The sequence below is a fragment of the Nostoc sp. genome, from assembly GCF_036919895.1.
GTDB lineage: Bacteria > Cyanobacteriota > Cyanobacteriia > Cyanobacteriales > Nostocaceae > Nostoc.
On the sequence record NZ_JBALBW010000007.1, the window covers coordinates 104,382 to 131,054 of the forward strand.

The window sequence follows — 26,673 nt, forward strand, 5'->3', positions numbered from 1 at the left end:
CCCTCATTCCTCTACCGGATCTTTCATCTCTATAGTCAAGTTAGGAAGTCCCTCTAATTTTTCCGTAGGCTCAACTTCTTCTACTAATGGCACAAAAATCCTCAATCCTGCTGGTACACACTTAATTTCTACTGGTGTTGTGCCGACTATTTCACCATCTAGAACAACTTTTTGTGGTGGCTCAGTCGTAATTTTAAATTGCTTGGCTCGCAGAAAACCAATATCATCCCGATCTACGGCGTTACCTGTAGAAGCCGTTTGGAATAGATGGAATGTCGCAGCGATCGCTCCTGCCTTATTAACTGGAGCGACAATCGTTAAATCTAGCAACCCATCATCATAAATCAGACCTGCTGGCCCCTGAGCCAAGACTGAAGTCGGAGGCGCGGCATTTGCGACTGTTACTGCACAGGCGCTAGTTTTAATTATCCTATCTTCTGTTTCAATTTCAACATCAAAGTTTTTTAAGTTTCTCAGTTGCTGAATTCCAGCGAAAACGTAGGCCATCATTCCAAAGCGATTCTTGGCATCTCGGTCTGCCAATTCTACAGTTTCAGCTTCAAAACCAATACCTGCCAAGAGTACCATCGGCCGATCGTTACAATAGGCTACGTCTACATGGCGGGTTCCTCCCTGCAAAATTGTTTCACATGCAGCTGCGATCGTGTCAGGAATTCCTAAAGCTGTGGCAAAAGCGTTTGCTGTTCCTCTGGAAATGATGCCAAACGCAATATCAGTACTAACTACAGCCGCCGCCGCCGCCGATAGAGTCCCATCTCCACCCGAAGCAATGATTGCATCTACTCCTCGCCCTACAGCTGCATAAGCTAATTGGTCGGCATCGATTTCTTCAGTTGTGAAATAAATATCTAGGTCAATATCTGGCTCTAATATTGCCCGAATTTCTGCTAACTCTTGGTCTGGGTCTCCCTGACCCGCAACTGGATTGAAAATAAGGCAGGCGGAACGATTCATAAAATATAAAAGCTAAACTTAGATTACTAAAATACCAAATTATTTCTAGCATTCTCGTAAAATCTCGACTTTCTTCTGCCACTAAGATTACATTTTATAACAAATTACGAGTTTAATGCGTCATAATATACCAAACCATGCATCAGCGTTGGTATCTTTTATGTATACTTAAACAATAAAATTTTTGCCATGCGTCAATTATTACTAGTTTTGGCAAGTATGCTAACTCTCAGCAGTTTAGATACCCCTGTGATGACAATGGCAGGTACAACGCCTGCTTTACCCCAGATGCGGTTAGTTCAAAAATTCAACTGTAATAATCCTCAAAATCAAGTAGCAATTAATGAATGCGCCAGATTATCTTATCAGAATGCAGATAAGAAACTAAATCAAGCTTATCAGCAATTACTACCTACCTTAGAAAGGTCTAGGAAACAGAAATTGATTTCTGCCCAACAAGTATGGCTAAAGTTTCGAGATACCAATTGTGAGTTTGAAAGAAGCGAATATGAGGGAGGAAGTATTGCCCCTAGCATTTATGTTGGTTGTCTAGAAAATACTACAAAACTGCGTACCCAACAATTACAGGAATACCTCAAATCCGATCGCTAAAAGCACATCATACAATTTTGTGATTTGTTAGCTAGAAATCAAACCCAGTATTATGAAGAATTAGCTGCAAGATTCTAAAGCTATTTAGAACCACCAAACAACGAATGGGCAAATAAAGCGGCTTGAGTGCGATCGCGCAAACTCAACCTACTTAAAATACTGGTGACATAATTCTTAACAGTATTTTCTGAAAGAAACAGCGATTCAGCAATTTCACGGTTATTAGCTCCACAAGCAATTAACCGTAATACATCTAATTCTCTGGGTGTGAGTTGGGCCAATTCTGGAGGGGGTTGCACAGAGGGGACAGGCGCGGTAATGGGCGTGAGTGCTTTCTCAAACAATCCCGGGCCGAGTAGGGTTTGTCCCTTATAGACAGATCGAATTGCCAACATCAGTTCCTCTGGTTCGGTGTCCTTGAGTAAATAACCCTTTGCACCCAGCCGCATCGCCTGAAAAACATACTCATCATCATCGAAGGTGGTGAGGACGAGAACTTTGATGTTGGGATATTGTTGAGCGATCGCTTTTGTTGTCGCAACTCCATCCATTACAGGCATCCGAACATCCATAAGCACGATATCGGGTTGCAGTGCCAGAATCTGTTCGAGTGCGCGTTGTCCATTTTCCGCCTCACCGATTACCTGCATCTCTGCATTCGACTCAAGCATACTCTTAAGTCCCTGGCGAATAAGATGCTGATCGTCAACTAATAAAATCCGAATCATAGCTAAAACAACAGCTTTGATAGTGGCAAAGAAACAGAAATACAGCAACCTGTTCCTAGTTTACTGTTAAGATTCAACTGAGCGCCCAGTGCAACCGCTCGTTCTCGCATTCCTTGTAACCCAAACCCAGTTGTATTTTGAGTGGGATTAAATCCTTGTCCATTGTCTTCGATTGACAGATGAATCATTCCAGCGTGAGCGAGTAAGCCAATGGTGACACTTGTTGCTTGAGCGTGTTTGCAAATATTTGTCAGCGATTCTTGCACAATCCGGTAGAGGGCCGTGTTTACTTCAGTTGGTAAAGTGTGCGGCACGTCAATTTTATAAGATGGTTCAATACCTGTGGTTTGCTGAAAATCTGTTAGCAGCTTTTCAACGGCTGATGTAAGAGATTGTCCTTGCAAAGGATTTGAACGCAACACAGAAAGCGATCGCCGAATTTCTAGCAGCGCCTCAGCCCCTAATTCTTTTGCCTGTTTGAGAAATGCCAATGCTTTATCATTATTTGATTCCCAAAACAGTAGAGTGTTATTAATTTGAATAGTTTGGGCGACTAAAGTGTGTCCTAATCCATCATGGATTTCGCGGGCAATTCGGTTGCGTTCCTGTAAGGTTGCCTGATCTTCAATCCGTAGCGCATACTGACACAGTTGTTGATTGGTGATCTCTAATTGCAAATGGGCAATTTCTAACTGCTCTCGACTTTGGCGTTCTGCAAGCAGAGCATTAATTAACAACAAAGCGAATACTAACGTTAAGCTAAACAATAATATATTACTTAATCGCCAATCCCAAGACATGGCAATTATGTCTCGCCTAAAATTCTCAGGTAGAATCGGTCTTGATAAAAGCAGTGTTGCATAAGTAAGCAGAGATAAAACCAAGACAGCCAGCTGTCCCGATTGCTTAAATATTAGACAACTCCGCATCACTAGTACCAGACACAGCAGGAAAACGGAGCGACTAGATAAGCTATGTTGAGTTGTTGGCAGCAAAATTAAACCGAATTCCAGGACTGTATAAAATAATTTCGTTTCTAGCTTCACCATTGGTAGTCTCAAGCCAATCAAGCTGAAAGTTGCGATCGCAACAACTCGCAGCAGCAACGACCAGGAAAACTCAAACGGCAGCAGAACTTCCATGAACATTGCCGTAGCTAATAACAGCCACTCTAAGTAAAGCAACAGACGAAACGATGGGTAGGTCAAGCGAATCATAGAACTGTTCCAACTCAATGGCCTTTGTGACAAAACCATAGGTATTTTCACAATTTTAGGATGAAACTCTTCTTTCTATATAACCAATCTGTATCTAGAATCGATAGAGCCGTTCCGACTGATTAATTATTCCTAAATTAGGAAAAAAGTCACAATAACTTGAGTACTTTTTTCCTGGTCAGGTTAGGAATTCTAGTTCATGCACAAATCTATCCCAACTTTTAAGATTAGCTGGTAATCGTATTACATACAACAAAAACCAGAGAAGTAAATGATTAAAAAACAGGTAATTTTACCAATTATTTTATTTGCGACTATCCTGATTGCAGGAATGACAGGTTGCACAAGTTCTAAATCTCCAGATGTGTCTCAAGGTGACAATGGTGGAACAAAGGTATCTGACACGAACACTTCTACACCAAGCTCTCCTGGAGCGAATACACCAGAACGCGCCCAGAAACGCGAAGAAATTCGCAAGCAAATTGAAGCAGTTCTCACCCCAGATCAAGTAAAGGAATTATCAACGAAATTGCAACAAGGTGAAAAAATGCGTAAAGCAGTGTATAGCCTAAATCTTACTGCTGAACAAAAGACTAAAATTCAGGGTATTTTTAAGACTGCCTATCCCCGCAGAAAAGGATAATCTCAAGATAATTCCTAGTGGTTTTATCAAAAAAAATCAGAATTTATTCTGAATTATGACTCCTGTATTCTTCTTTAATAGTGAAAGCATGTTTAAGCAAAAATTGATCGTCAAGATAGAACTCATCGTTATTGCAGCAATCCTTGCAGGGACTAGTCTCTACACTTCCAAAGCTATAGGTAAAACCGAAACTAGTCCTCAAAAATTAGTGAATGAGGTGTGGCAAATCCTAGATAAAAATTATGTTGATACCAGCTTTAATCATCAAGATTGGAAAGCAATTCGACAGCAGTATATTAGCCGTTCATATAGTTCTAAAAAACAGGCTTATGGGGCAATTCAAGAAATGGTGGCTAAATTAGGCGATCGCTACACTGAGTTTTACGATCCCCAAGAATTTAAAGCCCTAAATAGCAATCTTTCTGGCAACCTCACTGGTGTAGGGCTGGAACTGGGAGAGAATGAAAAAACTAAAGCCTTAACTGTTATAGCCCCGATTCAAGGAACACCTGCTTTTAAAGCGGGCATTTTGCCGGGTGATTTAATTGTCCAGATTAACGGTGAAAAAACTCAGGGAATGAAAATAGAGGATGCCGTTAAGCGGATTGTGGGCCCGGTGGGAACCAAGGTAGTACTCACGATTCAACGGGCTAGCCAATCGCAAACTTTCACCCTGACTCGCGCCAATATTGCCATCTATCCTGTAACTTACAACACGCAAACAACGCCAGTGGGTAAGATTGGTTATATTCGTTTACCACAGTTTACGGAAACGTCTCCCGCAGAGATGCATCGCGCAATAGAAGCATTAGAAAAACAGCAGGTGCAGGGCTACGTTTTGGATCTGCGTTCCGATCCGGGTGGACTGCTGGATGCGAGTTTGCAAATTGCCAGTATGTGGTTGAAGCAAGGAGCGATCGTCTCTTTGGTAAATCGAGACCAAGTTAAAGATAGCTACAATGCGACGGGACATCCTCTCACCAACAAACCCTTAGTGATACTGGTAGATAAGGGATCTGCTAGCGCCAGCGAAATTCTGTCAGGAGCGCTGCAAGATGATAACCGCGCCATATTAGTAGGGACTCGCACCTTCGGTAAAGGTTTAGTTCAATCTGTAGAGCCTCTGGAGGATGGTTCGGGGCTGAAACTAACGATCGCTAAATACTACACACCGAAAGGTCGAGATATCAATCATGTCGGTATTGCACCAGATATTAACGTTGTATTAACCGAGGCACAACAGAAAGCCTTAGTGCAGAACCAAACCTTGGGGACATTAGCCGATCCTCAGTATGCTAAGGCTGTTGAGAACCTGAGCCAATTGATTCAGTCGGGGGCTAATCATGTGAGTTTGCAGGATGGTAAATAAGTATACGGATACTTTTGACAACATCTACTATCGTCACTTTCAACCATGTCAACCCGCAAAGCCCAACGACTTCAAATGTGTGAACCAGTCCCAGGTCTGCAAATCCTGGTTAAACTCAGTAACACTCCCTTGGTGCGGATAGTCATAATTACTATTACCCGCCATCAGTTAGCGATCGTCGGGATTGTATTTGCGATCGCCCTGCTTTTTTCTATGCGGGAAAACGCGCCCTGGCTGACAGTGCCTAAACAGGTGGCGATTGAATTCTTTTCTGCTGTATCTCAATCTTTAGCTGCTTTATTGGGGGTATTAATTGTTTTCCTGACTTTTACTAGTCAGTTAATCGCTCAAAGGCGACATGAAGACTACCATACACTTCAGATTCAGATTGACAAACTTATTCGTCTAACTCAGTCTCTTCCCGGCGAACTTAGTAATTTTGAGCCAACTCTGATAGCACTGATTAACTATTTAGTTCCCTTGCATTTAAAAGATTTCCCAATCTGGGAAACTAGCTCTCAAACGCCTTTAGAAAAGCTTTTAAATAATTTCAAGGATGAATATGAATGGACGCAAGTGCAGCAACAACGTTCATTAGCTACCGACTTACATCGGCAACAAATTTTACTTGTCATCAATAACATGGAAGAAATCCTAGAAGGATTTTCCCGACTTTACAATCGCATCTTGGAGATCAGCCGTTTCACTCTGGCGATTGTAAAGTTGTCTTTTCTCTTAGGAATTTCCCTAGTCTTTTTACTGTTATTTGGCATTATCGATTTGCAAAGGAAGTTTCCCGATATCAGTTTACCTGTAATTGTTTCTCTAGCAATTTGGGTGTTGATTGCTCTTTTGGAGCTAGTTCTTGATACTTGGTTTTTTTATAAAAGTCTTTATGGCTCATCGAGTCACTATCTGCGGTTTTTCCCTAATTCAAAACACCCTAATTAATAGACGGAGGCTAAGTCAGTATGAGTAACTTAACATTCATAGAGAATAAACCTAGTAAAGCTACAACTGATACAGTCCGGGTCTATCTTCAAGAAATTGGACGCATACCTCTGTTAACCCAGGAACAAGAAATTATTTTTGCCCAACAAGTTCAGCAGATGATGAGAATACTTGCTGAATCAGAAAAACTGGCTGTTGAGTTAAACCGTACACCCACGCTGCCAGAATGGGCTAATCAGATGCAGTTAAGCGAACAGGAACTAATTCAGCAATTAAATCAAGGGAAAAAAGCCAAGCAGAAAATGATCGCGTCTAATCTCCGGCTTGTGGTGTCGATTGCCAAGCAATATCAGAGACGGAACTTAGAGCTATTGGACTTAATTCAAGAAGGTACATTGGGTTTGGAAAGAGGGGTTGAAAAATTCAATCCGGCTTTAGGATATAGATTTTCAACTTACGTTTACTGGTGGATTCGTCAAGGAATTACCAGAGCGATCGCCCAGCAAGGACGCACTATTCGATTACCTATTCACATCAATGAAAAGCTAAATAAAATTAAGCGGGTTCAGCGAGAGTTATCTCAAAAACTGGGTCGCATTCCCACCAGTACAGAAATTGGTAATGCACTTTCTTTAAAACCGAGTCAGATTCGAGAATTTCTCCTTTTGGCTCGTCAAACTATATCTCTAGATATTCGAGTTAACTCAGAAAAAGATATAAGATTACAAGATTTAATAGAAGATTCTAGGTATTCGTCCAATAGCTCTAGCACAGAGGAATTTTTCAATCAGGAGGTTGAAAGTTTATTATCAAATCTATCTCGCCAACAACAAGAAATATTAAATTTGCACTTTGGTTTAAGAGATGGACATGAACTTTCTCTAGAACGGATTGGGCAGCGGATGGGTATGAGTCGAGAACGAGTCCGACAGATAGAGAAACAAGCTCTCAATATTCTACAGCAGCAGTTAAGTAAATATTGAGAAGGAATGCAAAAAGCAGAATTCAGAATTAATTAGTCGGGAATAACGAACCGCAGAGGCGCAGAGGACACGGAGAAATGAGGTTTGAGAGATATTTGCGTAAGTCCTATGATGCTGAATTCTATTTTTAATAAACTAAAATCCTCTGGAGGTTCTGATGAACAATGATATTGTTAATGAGCGTTTGACTGAGAATAGTGTGAAACCGAAGTTACCGCGATCGCCAAGAAAGATTATTTTGGTGGTTTTGGGCGTGCTGTTGCTGGCTGGGCTGGGTATTTTTGGTATCCATGCAGGTGCAGCTAAGACAGAGAAAACTGGAAAATCTGGACGTAATAAACAGCAAGTAACACCTGTAACGGTGGCAATGGTGACACAAAAAACCGTTCCGGTGCAATTGCAGGCGATCGGCAATGTGCAATCGGGTTCTACGGTATCGATTACGCCTGAAGCTAGCGGACGGATTATTGGAGTTTATTTTAAGAAAGGTCAAGATGTGAAAAAGGGACAACTTTTGTTTACCCTGGATGACCGATCGCAAGCTGCTGCAATCCAGCAATCTGAAGGAACTGTCGCCAAAGACCAAGCCTCAGTACAACAAGCTAGAGATGGATTAACCAGAGATTTGGGTCAAATTGAGCAAGCTAGGGCGACTTTAATTAAAGACCAAGCGCTGGTACGACAAGCCCAGGCGACTTTGGCGAAAGATCAAGCCCAAGCAGAATTTGCCAAAGGACAGAGCGATCGCTATGGTGCATTGTATAAGAAGGGCGCGATCAGTTTAGATCAAGCACAGCAATACGCTTCTAACAGTAAATCGGCCACAGCAACCCTGCAAGCAGATAAAGAAGCGATCGCAAATGCTGAAGCTGTTTTAAAAAGCGATCGCGTGGCGCTGACTAATACTCAAGCTGTTGTTAAGGGCGATCAAGCTGCGATCGCTAATGCTCAAGCTGTTGTCCGTTCTGACCAGGGAGCATTAGACAATACCAAAGTGCAATTATCTTACTCTAAAATTTATGCACCCATTGATGGCCGTGCTGGCAATATTCTGGTGAATCAGGGGAATGTGGTGCAAGCTAACAGCACAACTCCACTTGTGACTCTGACCCAAATTCACCCGATTCAAGTTGCTTTTTCCGTTCCTGAAACAAATCTGCCCCAAGTACAAAAGTATATGCAGAATGGCAAGCTGAAGGTAGATGTGACGTTCCCCAACGATCAAGCTCATCCCGCACCAGGTACTTTGACATTTGTAAATAATACGGTCGATAACACTACAGGGACAATCCAACTGATTGGCGATTTTGATAACGCTCAAGGACATTTGTTTCCTGGTCAATTTGTGAATACAACTTTAACGCTGACTGAACAACCCAATGCAACAGTTGTTCCCAGCCAAGCGGTGCAAAATGGCCCGGATGGTCAGTTTGTTTTTGTAGTCAAGCCAGATATGACGGTGGAAAATGTGCCAGTTACAATTAGCAGCACCATTAACGGACTAGATGTGGTTGAGAAAGGGCCGAAACCGGGCGATAAAATTGTTACCGATGGGCAAGCAAATCTAGTTACTGGTAGCAAAATCCGCGTCAAAACAGCCGGCAATTCCCAAGGTGGTAATGACTCAAATCAGCCAAGAAGAAATCATTCCCGTAAGTCAGGCGGAGGTGATTCATGAACCTTTCAGAACCATTTATCCGCCGCCCCATCATGACAACTCTGGTGATGACGGCAATTTTGATCTTCGGTTTCATGAGTTATCGGTTGCTGCCAATCAGCGATTTACCCAGTGTGGATTATCCCACAATTCAGGTAAGCGCCTCCCGACCGGGAGCCAGCCCCGAAACGATGGCAGCATCGGTTGCGCGTCCTTTAGAGAAGCAATTTTCTAGCATTGCTGGACTTGATTCGCTCAACTCAACTAGCACTCTGGGACAGACTCAAATTACCCTGCAATTCAACTTGAGTCGCAATATTGATGATGCGGCGCAGGATGTAGAATCAGCGATATCAGGAGCATCGGGGCAAATTGCAACGGATTTACCTAATCCTCCTACTTACAGCAAAGTTAACCCCGCAGACCAACCGATTCTTTACCTTTATTTAGATTCTCCCACTCTGCCCCTTTCCCAGGTAGATAATTATGCTGAGACTTATTTGGCGCAAAAGCTCTCTACAATTAATGGGGTTGCACAGGTAGCTGTTTACGGTTCCCAAAAGTATGCGGCTAGAATTCAACTCGATCCGCAGCAATTGGCAGCGCGGCAAATTGGGTTAGATCAGGTGGCGACGGCGATTCAACAGGGCAACGTCAATTTACCTACCGGTAGTCTTTCGGGAAATCATAAGAATTTTACAGTCCAGACTAACGGGCAACTTGAAGATGCGGCTGCTTATCGCCAGTTGATTGTGTCTTATAAAGATGGAATGCCGATCTATCTTAATCAACTGGGTAGGATTATTGATAGCGTAGAAAACGACAAAGTTGCAAGCTGGTATAACAATACTCGCGCCATTATTCTTACCATTCAAAGACAGCCCGGAACCAATACGGTAGAAGTCGTAGACACAATTAAGAAATTGTTGCCGAATTTGCGATCGCAGATTCCGGCATCAGTGGAAATTGGGATTCTCTATGATGCGTCTCAGTCGATTCGAGATTCAGTAGATGATGTCAGATTTACTTTAATTCTGACCATTGGTTTAGTTATCTTAGTAATTTTCATCTTTTTACGGAACCTCTCGGCAACGGTAATTCCCAGTTTGGCATTACCCGTTTCGCTGATTGGCACTTTTGCAGTGATGTATTTGCTGCACTACTCACTAGATAACCTGTCACTGATGGCGTTGACCCTTTCTGTGGGCTTCGTCGTGGATGATGCGATCGTTATGCTAGAAAATATCGTCCGTCACATGGAAATGGGGGAACGTCCCCTAGAAGCGGCGTTGAATGGGTCGAGAGAAATTGGTTTTACCATCCTATCGATGACCCTTTCCTTGGTTGCAGTCTTCATCCCCATGTTGTTCATGAGTGAAGTATTGGGAAGATTATTTCATGAATTTGCTGTGACGATCGCAGTTGCAATTCTCGTCTCTGGTTTTGTGTCTTTGAGTTTGACTCCCATGTTGTGCAGCCGTTTTCTGCGTCCTGTGGATCATGCTAATCAAAGTCGCTTATATCAAGCTTCCGAATATGTCTTCGATCGCTTCCTGGGTTTGTACGATTGGAGTCTGAAAAAAGTCTTAAAATATCACCGCACCACGATGATTTTATCTGCCTTTCTCTTGGTGGTAACAGTTGGACTGTTGGTGATAGTTCCCAAAGGCTTTATTCCTAGCGAAGATACCGGACAAATTACAGGCATTACCCAAGCAGCCGAAGATGCATCCTTTGATAATCTTGTCCAGCATCAGCAGACAGTTGCTAACCTGATTCGCCAAGACCCAAATGTCGATGCAGTCAACTCAAATATTGGGGCGGGAGCGAGTGCTAGTGGCGGTGGGGCAGCAGTTGCAGCCAATTCTGGGAGTTTGTTTATTCGATTAAAACCGCGATCGCAGCGCCAGCTTAGTGCCGATGAAATCATTCAAGAGTTGCGAACCCAACTCGCCACTGTTCCCGGCATCCAAGTATTCTTACAAAATCCCCCAGCGATTCCCATTGGCGCTCAACAAAGTACAGGACTTTATCAAGTTGCACTCCAGAGTTCGGATGTCAAGCCCTTACAAGAATATGTTCCCCAACTTGTTACCAAGATGAAGACGTTGACAGAACTCCAGGATGTTAACAGCAATTTACAGTTTGCTTCCAAAATTCAAATTGATATTGACCGCGATAAAGCCTCAACTTATGGAATTACCGCCCAGACAATTGAAAATACCCTGAGAAGTGCCTACGGTTCTTACCAAGTGTCAACCATCTATGCAGCAACCAATGAGTATCAGGTAATTTTGGAATTAGCACCCCAGTATCAGGAAAATATCAATGCTTTGTTGACATTGTACATTAACTCCAGCACTGGAGTAGCAGTACCTCTCAAGACATTCGCTAAACTGTCTCAGGGAGTCAGCCCGTTAATGGTCAATCATAACGGTCGGATGAACGCCGCCACCATTTCCTTTAACCTCGCCCCCGGTGTGTCCTTGGGAAATGCCAACGAAGAGATTCAAAAACTGATCGATGAGGTGATTCCTGCTAGCATTAGCACCAGCTTTCAGGGAGCAAGCCAGGTATTTCAAAGTTCGCTGCCGAGTTTGGGTTTACTGTTAGCGATCGCTATCCTCGTAATTTATCTAATCCTGGGTGTTCTCTACGAAGATTTCATTCACCCAATTACAATTCTTTCGGGTTTGCCATCAGCAGGTTTTGGGGCATTGTTAACGCTGATCATATTCCACGTTGAACTCAACGTTTACTCCTTCATCGGCATCATTCTCTTAGTGGGCATCGTTAAGAAAAACGGCATCATGATGGTAGATTTTGCTATTGTTGCCCAGCGAGAAGAATTGAAAAAGCCCTCCGAGGCAATTTATCAAGCCTGTTTAGTGCGCTTTCGCCCGATTATGATGACCACAATGGCAGCATTAATGGGAACCTTACCCATAGCGATCGGATTTGGGGCTGGTTCCGAATCCCGCCGTCCTTTGGGGATTGCAGTTGTGGGCGGACTGGTGTTTTCTCAGATATTAACCCTGTATTTAACCCCTGTGTTTTATATCTACATGGAATCATGGCGGAACAAACTCAGTCGAGTTAAGTTCCGGCGGGTGTTCTCATTTACAGGCGGGCGATCGTGATTTTCAACAAGCGATATAGCCTTACGAATTACAAAATAGCAGCACACTAAAATCTAGATACTAGCGTTATTGGAAAAATTACCACTATGACTTTAGCAATAGAAAAAGAAATTCCTCCCCTAAGTGAAGATGCAACAGGTACAATTCGAGTAGGTAATACAAGAGTTTTGCTAGAAATAGTGATTCGTGCCTTTCAAGATGGTGCATCGCCTAAGTCGATTGTTCAGCGTTACTCATCCTTGTCATTATCTGATGTATACCTGACTATTGGCTACTACCTTAGACATCAAGACGCTGTGGAAGCATACCTCAATCGACGTGAACAGTTAGCTGAATCTGTTCATCAACGTCTTTCAAATATTCAACCTGATTTGAGCTTAATTCGTACTCGCTTATTAGCCCAGCAATAATCTTAGGGACTTCCAAATAAAGAAATATTCCAAAACTGACGCAAAAATTATCTCTATTTATCCTTTCTCTGCATCCTCTGCGTCTTTGCGGTTCGTTAAAAAATAAAATTTTTAGCCTTAACTGAACCGTATAGAGACTAAATCTGATTTTCTTAATTACGAATTAGAATTAAACACTTATGTCGGATATTAAAAATGCATTAAACCGAATTCATGACTGGTTTCAAAAAAATTATCCAGCAAAGATTGCATCCTTGGCATCAGGTTTAAGTCCATTAGAAATAGATACTCTATTGAGTAGACTATCATTTAAAGTCTCAAAAGAAGTTAGTGAGATTTATCAATGGTCAAATGAATATCCAATAGATGAGTATGCAGATGATTGGATATTTGATTATATGTTTCTTTTAAATGTAGAATCAGCAGTAAAAGAGGCTAGAACTTGGGTAGAAGAACATGAAGAAATAGCTCGGATGTATAAGTATGCAGGTCAACCAGTCTTGCCAGTTTTTATGTCGGATATAGAGTTTTTAGCAGTTGTTGCAACGGACGATAAACAAACAACTTCTCCTGTAGTTCATATCTCCGAAATTGTAGAAATTTCACTGCGATATACTAATTTAACAGCTATGATGTTGACCCTAGCAGAATCCTATGAGACTGGGGGATTGTTCATTGGTCGTAAAGGTTACATAGAGAAAGATGAGAAAAAGTATGCTGCTGCATATCGAAAGCACAACTCAGGAATTACAGAATTAGCTCTCGAAAGATTTCTGAAAATATCTACTGAAAAGCCTTCTGGGGAAACTTTAGGGATACTTCACAACGATCTATATATGATTAATAACTATGGAATGGAAATTCCGTCAAGTAGCCTAAAAACTAAAGTGGTGAATATTCTTCTTAATCTGTTACAAGATGAAAAGTATTGTTACGGCTTTTCAGTAGTACTCGTACTAGAAGAAATGCGAGCAGTAGATGCATTAATTCAAGGACTTAAACACCCTGAACAATCGGTTCGTAGTAGGGCAGCATTTACTTTAGCAAAAATCAAAGCATTTGAGGCTGTAGAGTTTGTATCGCAGCTTTTAGAAGATCCAGAGCCAGTTGTTCAAGAAGCAGTTCAGGAGGCTTTAGATATGTTTAAAAATCACAGATAAAATTGTTGTAGATATCACATATTTATCAAACTTGCGTTGAAATTATATTTAGCGATCGCACCGCTACCACATTTCTGGGATAACAAAACCCATGAACCTTTCAGAACCCTTCATCCGTCGTCCAGTCATGACCACCTTGGTAATGATCGGTATCCTCATCTTCGGTCTGATGAGTTATTTACTATTACCCATCAGCGCCCTACCTAACGTTGAATATCCTTTTATTTCTGTCTCAGCTAGTCTCCCAGGTGCCACCCCAGAAACAATGGCATCTTCCGTCGCCGCACCCCTAGAAAGACAATTCACCGAAATTGCTGGACTCAATTCCTTCAATTCCACCAGTTCAACAGGTAGCACCAGAATCTCGCTGCAATTTGACTTTAGCCGCAGAGTTGAGGATGCCGCCAAAGATGTGCAAGCAGCCATCTCCGCCGCCGCCGGACAACTACCCGCCGGGATGCCTCACCCGCCCACTTACCGCAAAGTTAACCCCTCTGTCTCATCGATTCTCTACCTCTATATGTATTCTGAGACACAGCCAATTGCGACAGTAGATGAATACGCAGAGGTAACAGTTGGTCAACCAATCTCCATGATTGATGGTGTTGCTCAGGTACAGGTCTATGGTCAACAGCAATATGCAGTCCGCGTCCAGCTTGACCCGCGAGAGTTGGCATCAAGGGGAATCGGTCTAAATCAGGTAAAAACTGCTATTCAACAGGGAAATGTCAACTTACCAACCGGCAGTCTTTCTGGCACTTACAAAAGTTATACAATTCAAGCGAACGGTCAACTTACCGACGCTGCCGGCTATCGCCAGCTAATTGTAACTTATAAAAATGGTGCGCCCGTGCGACTCCAGGATTTGGGGGACGTAATTGATAGCGAACAAAATAACAAAGTCTCAAATTTGTATAGCGACGACAAAGTAACAAATCGGCATTCGGTTGTTCTCGCTGTACAACCGCAGCCGGGAGCGAATACTGTAAATATTGTTGATGGCATCCAGAAACTTTTACCTACACTCCGCGAACAAGTTCCCAAATCCATTGAGATGGGAATTATGTACGATCGCTCCCAAACTATCCGAGCCTCTGTCAACGATGTAAAATTTACCTTAGTTTTGTCAGTTTGTCTAGTTGTCTTAGTTATTTTCTTATTCTTGCGCGATACAACTGCAACGCTAATTCCCAGTTTGGCGCTACCTGTAGCCATCATTGGCACTTTTGCGGTAATGTATCTATCCGGCTTCTCCTTAAACAACATCTCCCTCATGGCGTTGACCCTTTCTGTGGGCTTTGTCGTAGATGATGCGATCGTGGTGTTAGAAAATATCGTCCGTTATCGAGAAATGGGCGAATCTCCCCTAAACGCAGCATTGAAGGGTTCAAAGGAAATCAGCTTTACCATTTTGTCAATGACTCTCTCCCTGGTGGCGGTGTTCATCCCCATCATGTTTATGAGTGGAATCATCGGTAAATTATTTCATGAATTTGCTGTAACGATCGCAGTGGCAATTTTGGTTTCGGGTTTTGTTTCCCTCAGTCTCACCCCAATGTTGTGCAGTCGTTTCTTAAGTTCATCCCATCAGCAAAGGCCAAATCTGGTGTATCGCGTCTCAGAACGGGCATTTGATTTACTACTCCAAGGATATGATTGGACGCTCAAGCCGATTTTAAAATACCGTCTGATGACACTAATCGGTTCTGGTATTTTGCTGATAATGACTGTCTATTTGTTCGTCATCGTTCCCAAAGGCTTTATTCCTACGGAAGATACTGGACAACTGATGGGAAACACGAAAGCAGCGCAAGATATTTCTTTTGATGATATGCTGCGTCACCAGCAAAAGGTTGTTGATATCATTCGTAAAGACCCCAATATTGAAGCAGTTGATTCCATTGTGGGTGCAAGTGGCCCTAACGCCTCGGTGAATTCCGGGCGAATTACAATTCGGCTCAAGCCACGTTCTCAACGAAAATTGAGCGCCGACGAAATTATTCAAGAGCTAACCCCCAAGTTAAGGCGGACAACTGGGATTAAGACATTCCTCCGTTCTCCGCCAGCTATACCCATCGGTGGACAACAAACTAATTCTACTTATCAGTTCACGTTGCAGAGTTTAAATCTGCAAGACTTGCGCCAATACGTTCCGAAACTTGTAGATAAAGTCAAAACCCTACCAGGACTCCGGGATGTTGATAGTGATTTAGAACTCAGCACTCCCCAAATCCAAGTTAAATTTGACCACAACAAAGCTGCAACCCTTGGCGTTACCGCTCAACAAGTTGAACAAACCCTCAGTGCTGCTTATGGTTCTAGCCAGGTTTCCACTATCTATACTCCAAATGACCAATTTTATGTAATCTTAGAAGTGAAACCGGAGTTTCAACGAGATCCTAGCGCCCTATCACTGTTATATGTGCAATCGAGTACTGGGAAACTTGTTCCCCTGAGTGCGATCGCAAATATCACCCAGAATGTCGGCCCTCTCACTGTCGCTCACGTTGCTCAACTACCCTCCTCAACTATCTCTTTTGACACCCTCCCAGGAACGTCTCTCAGTCAGGCGACAGAAGCCATCAAGCAAGCAGCTAGTGAGATACTACCTTCAACAGTTACCCCCAGCTTTCAGGGTTCAGCCCAAACCTTTCAACAGTCTTTCAATGATTTAGGCGTGCTGTTGCTGGTGTCTATTCTAGTCATCTATCTAATTCTTGGTATCCTCTATGAGGATTTCATTCACCCGATTACCATTCTTTCCGGTTTACCTTCGGCGGGTTTTGGCGCATTATTGACGCTGCTGATTTTCCAGGTTGATTTAAACCTTTACTCTTTTATCGGCATCATCCTGCTAGTGGGTATCGTCAAGAAAAACGGGATTATGTTGGTAGATTTTGCCATTGAAGCACAACGCAAGGAAGGTAAAAATTCCTTTGATGCCATCTATGCCGCTTGTTTGACTCGTTTCCGGCCAATTATGATGACGACGATGGCAGCTTTAATTGGGACACTTCCCATTGCTTTGGGGACAGGAGTCGGTTCTGAAGCGCGTCGGCCTTTGGGAATTGCGATCGTTGGTGGATTGGTGTTCTCTCAGATATTGACTCTCTATCTAACTCCGGTATTTTACATTTATATGGAAGCATTGCGGAAAAAGCTTGGACAACCGAAGTCTTACCGCTTTTTCTTCAAAACGTAGCAAGGGAAATTAGCCCCTCTAATACAATACAGTTCAGTTAAGGCTAAAACTTTTTACCAAAGTCATTTTTTTTAACGAACCACAAAGGACGCAAAGGACGCAGAGAGGCTTAAGTGAACCGTATTGCCCTCTAATACTCACCGACATTCCACCTCGGAATTCATTCCGAGGCGGGATATAAAGCAGTTCGAGATTTATTAATAAATATATGGCTGCGGCAAGACTTGTGTGTAAACTGTAGTCTTACTAGCCTGGAAATGCTATGTGACTCAATTGCAAACTGCTAATCTCAGTAAAGGATTGGATCGGAAAGTCAATCAGGTATGTAATCTGAATGCTAGCCCTGAATCTATGAGTGTTAACGAAATATCTCTTCGACCTGCTCAGGAAACAGATGCCTGGGTACTGATTGCAACTCATATTGCTGCTATTAAAGCTCTACCTGCAACTTTTTACACCGAAAAAGAACTTTTAACTTGGCGTAATTACCGCGAAAAACCTGATGGTTCAAATATCTTGAAAAGTATCAAAGTGGAGACTTGCTGGGTTGCGATCGAGGGAGATGTTGTCATAGGTTTTGCTAGTTTTATAGTTGATGAACTTATCGGGCTGTATGTCCATCCTAAATATCAAGGTAAAGGAGTTGGGCGGGCTTTAGTTCAACATTTTTGCGATGAAGCAATTGAGCAAGGTATAGATAAGGTAATTACAACTGCTAGTCTTTATGCTGAAGGATTTTATTTACGGCTGGGATTTACTGCCATCCAAAGGGCACCTCATTATTTAGGAAGTGGGGTATTTGTCCCAGTTACTAAAATGAGTAAAACATTAGCTAAAGTACCAAAGTAAATTTGAGCCGATACAAGATTTTCACTAACTTTAAAAATGCTGGTATCAAGATTAATTTTTACCCAAGTTGCGATCGCTTTCTTTACATAATTTATGATGTAAGTAAGTACTTGCCAGCATAAATGAATAAAACTATCCGTTCATCAACTCTTACCCGTACACGTTTGATAGAAGCCGCTTCGCAGGTATTTGCTACTTTAGGTGTTCAAGGAGCAACTACTCGTGAAATAGCTCGTGTTGCTGGTGTGAATGAGGTCACTTTGTTTCGCCATTTTGCTAGTAAAGAACAACTTTTGGGAGCAGTCATCAAAAATGCCTTGGCACTCCAGACGGAAGCCCTTGCCCACCCTGAAGCGTGGACGCAGGATTTAAAAATTGATTTAGGAAAGTATGCCAATCTTTACAATACGATGCTAGAGGCACAGGAAGACTTAATTCGTACCTTTATTGGAGAAGCGAAACGTCATCCAGAGGCGGCCAAACAAGTTATTCAAGAAGCTGCCAAGCCTTTAAGAGAAAAGCTGGTAGCTTACCTACAATCGGGTCAGAAACGAGGCATTGTCAGAGCCGACCTCGATCCATTTCCAGCAGTCGATATGTTTACAGGAATGCTGTTAGCTGGAATGCTATGCCGCAGTGCAAAATTCAATCAAGACAGCTATAGCTGTAAAGACTATATAGAAACCTGTGTAGAGATTTTTGGGCGCGGTATCAGTGCAATTCCCCTCTGAGTTAGTTGTGAATGCGGCTGTAATCATCCCGACTATCTATAACTATTTTCCAACGTGCGATCGCCGTTTAATTCTGTGCAAAGGATTATAAGTATTGATATACACCAGTTTGCAAGTAAGTCAGGTACAAAATGCCTGACTCAAAATCAGATATAAAGATGTTTCTACCTCTTACCTCAAAACCTGTATTTTTTGGGGTAAGCGTCTCGCCCGCCCTGATTAATAAGCGTGCAAGATGCCTACCCCACAAAATTGAGTAATTTATTTGTTGGAATTCCCAGTGCTTTGCGCTCAATTAAGGTGCAAGAGCATTACCCCGAATTAGACTACCAATGGTTTTGGCAGTAATTTTCAATTGGGTAATGGGATTAGCTGGGACAACCGTTTTATACAGATAGCTATCGAATGTTAGCCGTTGTACATCAAGGTCATCGCACATTTCCACAAACGCTTCGCGGGTAGCGTTGGAACGATAGAATACATTTTGCAGAATGTCCAGCACTTTGTAAGTGAGTCCATATCTTTTATCCCAACGCTTCAGGTAAACCTTGAGGTCGCCTTCTGTAGGAATACGGCTACCACTATTAGATGTTTCTACAATGGTTTCGGCACACATCCGTCCAGATTTAGCGGCAAAATAAATACCTTCACCAGAGGATTTGGTAACATAACCAGCAGCATCTCCCACCAAAGCGATGCGACCAACAACACGACGAGGACGGGGATGTTCGGGAATGGGGTGGGCTTCGACTTTGATGATTTTACCGCCAGCCAGTTTTTCGGAAGCACGGGCGCGGATACCAGCTTGTAATTGTTTGATGCTGGCTTTATTGACGTGCATCGTACCAGTACCGACAGCTACGTGGTCATGTTTGGGGAAAACCCAAGCGTAGAAATCGGTAGAAACGTCATCACCGACATACATTTCGGCGAGGTCGTTGTAGTAGGCCATTTTGTCTTCGGGTAAGCGAATTCGCTCTTGGAAAGCGATCGCATAATTGTAATCCCCAGCGTCCATTTCTTTAGCAACGCGGGAATTAGCCCCATCTGCCCCAATGATTAAATCCACCTTCAGGGTTTTGGCAATACCCTGGGATATCCCTTCTGTATGGTCAACGTAATGGATGGTATAGGGATCGGTATTGTTTCCTGGTATATCGAGTTTATGAACAGTAGCATTAATTAAATTTGCACCTACTTTTGCCGCGCGATCGCGCAAAAAGCCATCTAGCACTTCCCGGCGGCACATTCCTATATATTCATCTTCATTTACCAGATTGATATCAACCTCCCGATTAGAAGGCGAAATCATTTTCATCTTCCTGACACGGCGATCGATAATCTCTGGTGGTAAGTCAAATTCACTCACCATACAGAGGGGAATTGCACCCCCACAAGGCTTTGCATTGTCTAGCTTCCGCTCAAACAGGTAGGTTTCAATCCCAGAGGCTGCCAGTGTTTCTGCGGCAGATGAACCAGCAGGGCCTGACCCAATAACAGCAACCCGTAGTGTCAAAGGTCTTTCTCCCAATCTTCACATTTACCGAGAGCATACTACCACGGTCTTTCTGGTGATTTGGCGGTTTACCTTCAGGTTTCTGCTTAAATGCAATATTCCTTAATGTTTCGATACGAATTGGGGCATTGGGAATTGGGAAAAATGAAGAATATTACCTAGTCCCCAGTCCCCAAATATGCAGATTTCCTTGTTCGATTCTTTTACTAGACAAGTTAGTGCTACCGCAATTAGCGGATATCAAAAGCATATTTCCCCACACAAAGGTTTTGCTTGTGCCCACAGAATACTATATGGTGGCGAATCTTGCTCTGGGTACTTCAAGCAGGTAATTGCTAAGGAAGGGTTAAAAGTAGCCTTTGTCAATTCTCGTGAACGATTTCAAGCTTGTAAGCAAGCTAACCAAATTTTGCGTAGACGCGCAGCAGCTTGCCGCTACGTGTCTATGCAAATCGAGAATTCAGAAGAATCCACTGAGGAGCCAGCAGAAACGCGGCAAAGGCAACAAGCATCTGGTAAAGTTGGTCAAAAATCCTCATTTGTTAGCAGCAATAATACTGAATGTTTTGATTGTGTTGATTTGGGCTGCAATTGTGCCGAGGTGGTTAGTATGACTCCTGATTGTGGTTTCCCCGATTGTGGTTCTTTAGATTGCAGTGGTGCTGATTGTAGCTTCCTCGATTGTGGCAGTTGCGGTAGCTAAATCTTGTTCATCTATAAATAACAATGTATGGTATATGTAAGACACGGTAATCCTACCAAGGATCTGTAGATTTAGTTGCAGAGGTATAGCACCAGTGGGCATAGTAGTTGAAAACGTCTCCAAACAATTCGGGAGTTTCAAGGCAGTTGATGAGGTTAGCCTAGAAATTAAGAGTGGTTCGCTAGTTGCGTTGCTTGGGCCATCGGGATCGGGTAAATCTACGCTACTACGGTTAATTTCAGGTTTAGAAATGCCTGATAGCGGCAAAATCCTGCTTACTGGTAAAGATGCTACATACCAAAGCGTGCAGCAGCGCAATATTGGCTTTGTGTTTCAGCACTATGCTCTATTTAAGCATTTGACTGTCAGGCAGAATATTGCCTTTGGCTTAGAAATTCGCAAGGCACAGCCAAAGAAGATTAAGGGAAAGGTTGAACAGTTACTAGAATTGGTGCAATTGACTGGATTAGGCGATCGCTATCCATCACAACTTTCCGGTGGTCAAAGACAACGGGTAGCATTAGCAAGGGCGTTGGCAGTAGAACCGGAAGTATTACTGCTAGATGAACCTTTTGGCGCACTTGATGCGAAAGTCCGTAAAGATTTGCGGGCATGGTTACGCCGCCTCCATGATGAGGTTCATGTTACCACGGTTTTTGTTACCCACGACCAAGAGGAAGCAATGGAAGTCTCCGATGAAGTAGTGGTCATGAATAAAGGGCGCGTGGAACAGGTGGGAACACCAGCAGAAATTTATGATAATCCTGCCACTGCATTTGTGATGAGCTTCATCGGCCCGGTAAATGTATTACCCAGCACCTCGAAGATTTTTCAAGGTAGCAAGTTTGATGCACCACATCCACAAGTATTTTTGCGTCCGCAAGATGTAATTTTTGAAAAGGTTGCCAACGGTGCTACTACGGCTGCCACAGTGAGCCGGTTGATACATTTGGGTTGGGAAATTCAGGTAGAATTAACTTTTGATGATGGGCAAGTGGTGATGGCGCATTTAACACGCGATCGCTTTAATGATTTAGATTTAGAACCACAACAGCGCGTATATGTGAAGCCAAAGGATGCGAAGTCCTTCCCAATGTCTTATTCAATTTAGACTTTTGCCAATTTCCCAATAGTCGAAACTCCTAGTTAATCGCTGCGTCATTCAGCTATTCCCTAGGAGTTTTAATTTTACATGAACGAGAGGGAGGATCATTTCATAATACTGAAATTATCTCCAATTAAATCCAATAGATGTGACATGCAGCCGTTTAAAAATAATTCCATAATCAAGATAATTTACTTATAATCTAACGTGTGCTAATTAAAACCTAGTCTATATCTCCTACCCAAGCGTGAGAGACATTATACATCATCAATTTATGTTGAAAATATTACGGACTAGAGCTAGCGCAAAGTGGTCAATTTGACAATCTTTAATACTAAAACTACTTGGCGTATAGTCATAATCTGTCCGCACGCAACAAGAACGCAAGACACTTAATATATGGTTCGAGAGCTAGAAATAAAACGCCAGAGTGCAAAGTTTCCCGAAACAGCACCGGCTGCAAATCCCGTATTTTTTAGAACCTATAGCCGCCGCACAAAGGCAGGACTAAGGGAAACATGGGATGAGGTATGCGATCGCACTCTACAGTGTCTGCATGGAAAGCTTGTAGCAAAACAAGCTAACTTCTTACCAACTGTTACTGCGGGAAAATCAGCCTACATAAATAAGCAGAGTCAGTCTGGTGTTTCTCAGGCTCCCAGACTGGCTCCTAAGTTCAAAAACATAGATAAGGGACTGAACAACGATGAAACATAAAGTTCCATGTACTATCCAACCCCATTTAAAGATTAAACCAATGAAGACAGAAAGAACAGCCCCAGAGCAACCCTTCTGGAATAAACTTCCAAAACCCATTACTGTTAACGTTATTATTGGTTTGGTGACTGCTTTGGGAATAACCCTCCCGGCTTTGGGACTGTTGGCAGGGCCCAGTTGTGGGAGTCTGCACGTTCAACTTAGCCCTTTTGAGTTGCAACTTACAAAAGGAAGTTGTACACCATCTGATCAACAAATGAAATAACCTACCTCTGCTAGGGCAGGTTTATGATGCCTGCCCTTTTCTGAGCGGTCGCTAGTTATAGGGGGTGTTTTGGCTAAAATAAGGTATCAATGTTGATCCGATTGTGCGGTGTTTTTTTGCATGTACGGGGGAGTTCATACGATATAGAAATAATTTACTCATCACTGAATATGTGTTAATTAAAACTATTTATATATCTTCTACCCAAGGGTGAAGGACATTATACATTATAAATTTATGTTGTAATTAGTGCGGGGTAGAGCTAGCGTAAAGTGGTTAATTTGACAATCTTTAATACTCAAACTACTTGGCGTATAGTCATAATCTGTCCGCACGCAACAAGAACGCAAGACACTTAATATATGGTTCGAGAGCTAGAAAGAAAACGTCAGAGTGCCAAGTTTCCCGAAACAGCACCAGCTGCAAATCCCGTATTTTTTAGAACCTATAGCCGCCGCACAAAGGCAGGACTAAGGGAAACATGGGATGAGGTATGCGATCGCACTCTCCTCGGCTTAGTCGAGTTAGGAAAGCTCACTCAAGAGGAAGCTGCCACACTCGATAAGATGCAACGCAACTTGAAAGCTATGCCCAGTGGACGCTGGTTATGGGTTGGTGGTACAGACTGGATAACCAAGCCCAAAAACTTTTCCGGCGCTTATAATTGCACCTCTACCAATCTCCAAGACTGGAGTGCCTTCGGATTAATGATGGATTTGGCAATGATGGGCTGTGGGACTGGAGCCGTCCTAGAACCACAATTTATTAACCAGTTGCCCCCCATCCGTAATCAACTGAATATCACTGTAAAAGGTGAAATTGGCAGCACTCCTGTGCAATTACGACGTGAATATACTGAAACTCATATAGAAGGCAATAATGTCACTATTCACGTTGGAGATAGCCGTGAAGGTTGGGTTGAATCATATCAAACCCTATTAGAACTCTCCACTAATGAACAATTTTCAGCAGAAGTTGAAGTATTAGTTGATATCAGTGATGTCCGAAAAGCCGGAGAAACTCTCAACGGCTTTGGAGGAGTCGCTAATCCTGTAAAATTGCCTGGGCTTTATCAGCGTTGTGCATCTATTCTCAATAAAGCTTTAGGACGACAATTAAATTCAGTTGAATGCTGTCTATTAATCGATCAGGGCGCTGTCACAATTGTTGCTGGTAATATACGTAGAAGTGCGGGGATGCGTCAGTTTATTGCTGACGATCAACAAGGAGCCACTGCCAAAGATAACTTATGGCAGCAAGATGAAAGTGGCAATTGGCGAATCGATCCAGAACGTGATGCACTTAGGATGGCAAACCATACCAGAGTTTTTCACCGCAAACCAACCTTAGAAGAATGTCTGAATGCTGTCCGTAAACAGTATTATAGTGGCGAGGGAGCGATTCAATGGGCTGGTGAAGCCGTCGCGCGATCGAACATTGATTTGCTACCAACACAAGCTTTGAAAGTTGAGTTTTTACAAGCTTATGAACAAGGAACAGCAAAAGAGTGGTTAAAAGAATGCCATTCCAATCTTGATGCTAATGAGCTAGAACATCGTTTGCAGCGATATGCTTTAAATCCGTGTGGTGAGATCATAGGCGCTAACTTCCATTGTGTGAGTGGTAATACTTTACTTATCACTAGAGATGGAATACATAAAATCAAAGATGTTATCAGAAGTGAAATTGAGATTTGGAATGGTCAAAAATGGAGCCAAGTAACACCATTTAAAACTGGTAGCGAACGCAAGCTGTATCGAGTCAAATTTGCAGATGGTACTTACTTAGATGCAACCGAATATCATCGCTTCTTTGTGAAAGATAGATTTGATAAAGAATACAAAGAAGTGCAAACCAAAGATTTGATGGATGTTAGTAGATATGCCATTCATACTGAGCCTTTTACTATTCAGCATGAAGATGGATTAAACATCGATCCAAATTATGCCTATACTTTGGGAATAGCTGTAGGAGATGGAACTACAGACCAAAATGGTAATGCCAAAGTTAGACTCTATAAACAGAAAGCAGCTTTATCTGTAATCGGAAGTAAGTCTCCTGAAAGAAATTATGACTACTTACCGACTTTTACAGATGTAACAGACTTAGGTTTTTCTGGAGAATTTTTAAAGAGTTTAAAAACAAATCCAGAGTCACTGAATGTAATTGCTAGTTGGAATCGCCAAGCAATTTTGCACTTTATCGCTGGTTTAGCGGATACAGATGGCACAAATACACATAGCAATGGCATTAGGATTTACATCTCTGATTACGAACGTGCATATCGAGTGCAGTTATTACTAACTAAATGCGGTATCCGTTCTTCTTTAAATCTCTGCGCTCACAAAGGGTCAGTCACTAACTATGGTGTTCGCAGTCAAGATTTGTATTACTTGCAAATTACTGACTGTGGACAAATTCCTTGTCAGCGTTTGGATGTAAGCAAAGGGTGTGATGCCAAACACAAAGGTAAATGGCAAATAGTTAGAGGTGTGGAAGAATTACCAGGTTTACACGATACTTATTGCTTCAATGAACCGGAACATCACAAAGGAGTATTTGGTAATACCCTAACTGGTAACTGCAATTTGTCAGAGGTTCACCTTAATCAAATCGATCCACGTAACTACAAAGAACAAGAAGAAGCTTTCACTGCTGGGGCGTTATCTGTAGCAGCACTTTTAAATCACAAATTCCTGGAACCACGCTATCAATACAGCCGTGAATTAGATCCGATTGTAGGAGTTTCTTTTACAGGTTTATTTGATTTCTTTGTTCATGCTTTTGGTGTTGATTGGCTGCGCTGGTGGGAAGCCGGAAGACCTGCAACTCCACAAGGATTAGCTTTCAAACATGAGGAAGAAAAATATCTCAGTTCTTGGAAAGATATTGTACATCGGGTGGTTTGGGATTATTGCGATCGCCACAATCTCAAACGTCCAAATCGCTCTACCACCGTCCAACCCAGTGGTACTAAGGCTTTGTTAACTAATGCTAGCTCAGGATGGCATCCCCCCAAAGCTCAAAGATTTATTCGCCGCATCACCTTCGGCAAAAATGACCCTGTAGCCTTAGCTTGTATTGACTACGGTTACAATGTCATTCCCTCTCAATCAGACAAAGATGAACAGGGAAATTTACTTAACGATCCCTTTGATTCACGGGTGAGTGAGTGGTTAGTAGAAATCCCTGTTTCTGTAACTTGGGCTGATTTACCAGGGGCTGATGAAATTGATGTTTCTAAGTTTTCAGTCTTAGCTCAATTTGATTTTGTTCTCCAGGTTCAACGCTGGTATGTAACTCATAATACATCAGCTACTTTGGAACTGCGTTCTGATGAAATCGAACCTTTAGGACAGAAGATATACGAAACCATTCAGAATGATGAAGGATATATTTCAGCAGCCCTTTTAGCTCGTTTTGACGATTTGCAATCATTCCCCCGTTTGCCATTTGAACCAATAGACAAAGCAACCTACGATCGCTTAAATCAAGAGGTAAAAGCACGGCGGAAAACAGATGATTTCTGTGCAGTCTTAAGCCGCTACGATTTAGGCGAAATGTCAGAGGCTGGCCCTAGTGGTTGCGATTCTGATAAATGTATGTTTCCCGATCAGCAACCAAGCTGATAAGGCGAAATAACATCAGCTTAGGATAGGCAATATTTCAATACAGTTCAGTTAAGCGTTTTTTCTTCTCTCTGTGTACTCTGCGTCTCTGTGGTTCGTAAAAAAACTAAC

Annotated in this window: 20 protein-coding genes and 1 pseudogene; 17 read left to right on the forward strand and 4 right to left on the reverse strand. The window is 42.5% G+C overall.

All coding sequences use genetic code 11. The features are described from left to right. Positions 1-3: 3 nt before the first annotated feature. Positions 4-975: a YegS/Rv2252/BmrU family lipid kinase gene (locus V7K55_RS01355; protein ID WP_334827390.1), complete on the reverse strand. Its 972-nt coding sequence runs from the start codon at positions 973-975 to the stop codon at positions 4-6. 189 nt (positions 976-1,164) lie between these two features. Between V7K55_RS01355 and V7K55_RS01360 the strand changes: the two genes are divergently transcribed. Continuing rightward, on the forward strand, positions 1,165-1,587 hold the full coding sequence (locus V7K55_RS01360) for a lysozyme inhibitor LprI family protein (RefSeq protein WP_334827392.1): 423 nt from the start codon (positions 1,165-1,167) through the stop codon (positions 1,585-1,587). A gap of 80 nt (positions 1,588-1,667) precedes the next feature. Here V7K55_RS01360 and V7K55_RS01365 read toward each other — a convergent pair whose 3' ends face one another. Beyond that, on the reverse strand, positions 1,668-2,315 hold the full coding sequence (locus tag V7K55_RS01365; protein ID WP_334827394.1) for a response regulator transcription factor: 648 nt from the start codon (positions 2,313-2,315) through the stop codon (positions 1,668-1,670). Positions 2,316-2,317: 2 nt separating this feature from the next. Beyond that, entirely contained in the window at positions 2,318-3,532 is a 1,215-nt protein-coding gene (locus V7K55_RS01370; RefSeq protein ID WP_334827396.1) for a sensor histidine kinase, read from the reverse strand. 271 nt (positions 3,533-3,803) lie between these two features. Between V7K55_RS01370 and V7K55_RS01375 the strand changes: the two genes are divergently transcribed. From V7K55_RS01375 to V7K55_RS01425, 11 genes are all read left to right on the forward strand, one after another. Continuing rightward, positions 3,804-4,175: a hypothetical protein gene (locus V7K55_RS01375; protein WP_334827398.1), complete on the forward strand. Its 372-nt coding sequence runs from the start codon at positions 3,804-3,806 to the stop codon at positions 4,173-4,175. A gap of 88 nt (positions 4,176-4,263) precedes the next feature. Further along, positions 4,264-5,544: a S41 family peptidase gene (locus V7K55_RS01380; RefSeq protein WP_334827400.1), complete on the forward strand. Its 1,281-nt coding sequence runs from the start codon at positions 4,264-4,266 to the stop codon at positions 5,542-5,544. Positions 5,545-5,589: 45 nt separating this feature from the next. After that, positions 5,590-6,495 carry a hypothetical protein gene (locus V7K55_RS01385; protein ID WP_334827402.1) on the forward strand — a complete coding sequence of 302 codons (906 nt, stop codon included), beginning with the start codon at positions 5,590-5,592 and terminating at the stop codon, positions 6,493-6,495. Between the two features lie 20 nt (positions 6,496-6,515). Next, positions 6,516-7,478 carry an RNA polymerase sigma factor, RpoD/SigA family gene (locus V7K55_RS01390; protein WP_334827404.1) on the forward strand — a complete coding sequence of 321 codons (963 nt, stop codon included), beginning with the start codon at positions 6,516-6,518 and terminating at the stop codon, positions 7,476-7,478. 157 nt (positions 7,479-7,635) lie between these two features. After that, complete coding sequence (locus V7K55_RS01395; RefSeq protein ID WP_334827406.1) at positions 7,636-9,156, forward strand: efflux RND transporter periplasmic adaptor subunit; 1,521 nt, start codon at positions 7,636-7,638, stop codon at positions 9,154-9,156. Further along, positions 9,153-12,275, forward strand: a complete 3,123-nt coding sequence (locus V7K55_RS01400) for an efflux RND transporter permease subunit (protein WP_334827408.1) — start codon at positions 9,153-9,155, stop codon at positions 12,273-12,275. Before V7K55_RS01395 ends, V7K55_RS01400 begins: the two co-directional genes overlap by 4 nt. A gap of 86 nt (positions 12,276-12,361) precedes the next feature. Next, positions 12,362-12,685: a DUF433 domain-containing protein gene (locus V7K55_RS01405; protein WP_334827410.1), complete on the forward strand. Its 324-nt coding sequence runs from the start codon at positions 12,362-12,364 to the stop codon at positions 12,683-12,685. A gap of 179 nt (positions 12,686-12,864) precedes the next feature. After that, entirely contained in the window at positions 12,865-13,845 is a 981-nt protein-coding gene (locus tag V7K55_RS01410) for a HEAT repeat domain-containing protein (protein WP_334827413.1), read from the forward strand. Between the two features lie 91 nt (positions 13,846-13,936). Further along, positions 13,937-17,047, forward strand: a complete 3,111-nt coding sequence (locus tag V7K55_RS01415) for an efflux RND transporter permease subunit (RefSeq protein ID WP_334827415.1) — start codon at positions 13,937-13,939, stop codon at positions 17,045-17,047. A gap of 264 nt (positions 17,048-17,311) precedes the next feature. Further along, on the forward strand, positions 17,312-17,896 hold the full coding sequence (locus V7K55_RS01420; RefSeq protein WP_334827417.1) for a GNAT family N-acetyltransferase: 585 nt from the start codon (positions 17,312-17,314) through the stop codon (positions 17,894-17,896). A 122-nt stretch (positions 17,897-18,018) separates the two neighbouring features. Continuing rightward, the gene (locus V7K55_RS01425; RefSeq protein ID WP_334827418.1) at positions 18,019-18,627 is read left to right on the forward strand and encodes a TetR/AcrR family transcriptional regulator; all 609 of its coding nucleotides are present in this window, start codon (positions 18,019-18,021) and stop codon (positions 18,625-18,627) included. A 295-nt stretch (positions 18,628-18,922) separates the two neighbouring features. On the opposite strand, the gene chlP is transcribed toward V7K55_RS01425, so the two are convergent. Continuing rightward, complete coding sequence (chlP, locus tag V7K55_RS01430) at positions 18,923-20,143, reverse strand: geranylgeranyl reductase (RefSeq protein ID WP_334827420.1); 1,221 nt, start codon at positions 20,141-20,143, stop codon at positions 18,923-18,925. 178 nt (positions 20,144-20,321) lie between these two features. On the opposite strand from chlP, the gene yidD reads away from it, so the two are divergent. The 5 genes and pseudogenes from yidD (at position 20,322) to nrdJ (ending at position 26,562) form a co-directional block, all read left to right on the forward strand. Further along, positions 20,322-20,846, forward strand: coding sequence for a membrane protein insertion efficiency factor YidD (gene yidD, locus V7K55_RS01435; protein WP_334827422.1), 525 nt, complete (start codon positions 20,322-20,324; stop codon positions 20,844-20,846). Positions 20,847-20,940: 94 nt separating this feature from the next. After that, on the forward strand, positions 20,941-21,957 hold the full coding sequence (locus tag V7K55_RS01440) for a sulfate/molybdate ABC transporter ATP-binding protein (protein ID WP_334827424.1): 1,017 nt from the start codon (positions 20,941-20,943) through the stop codon (positions 21,955-21,957). A 393-nt stretch (positions 21,958-22,350) separates the two neighbouring features. Then, positions 22,351-22,542: pseudogene (locus tag V7K55_RS27425) on the forward strand (ribonucleoside-triphosphate reductase); the annotation flags it as partial. A gap of 166 nt (positions 22,543-22,708) precedes the next feature. After that, positions 22,709-22,933 (forward strand): hypothetical protein, encoded by a 225-nt coding sequence (locus tag V7K55_RS01450; RefSeq protein ID WP_334827430.1) that lies wholly within the window; start codon positions 22,709-22,711, stop codon positions 22,931-22,933. A gap of 362 nt (positions 22,934-23,295) precedes the next feature. Further along, complete coding sequence (nrdJ, locus tag V7K55_RS01455) at positions 23,296-26,562, forward strand: ribonucleoside-triphosphate reductase, adenosylcobalamin-dependent (protein WP_334827432.1); 3,267 nt, start codon at positions 23,296-23,298, stop codon at positions 26,560-26,562. The last annotated feature ends 111 nt before the right edge of the window (positions 26,563-26,673 follow it).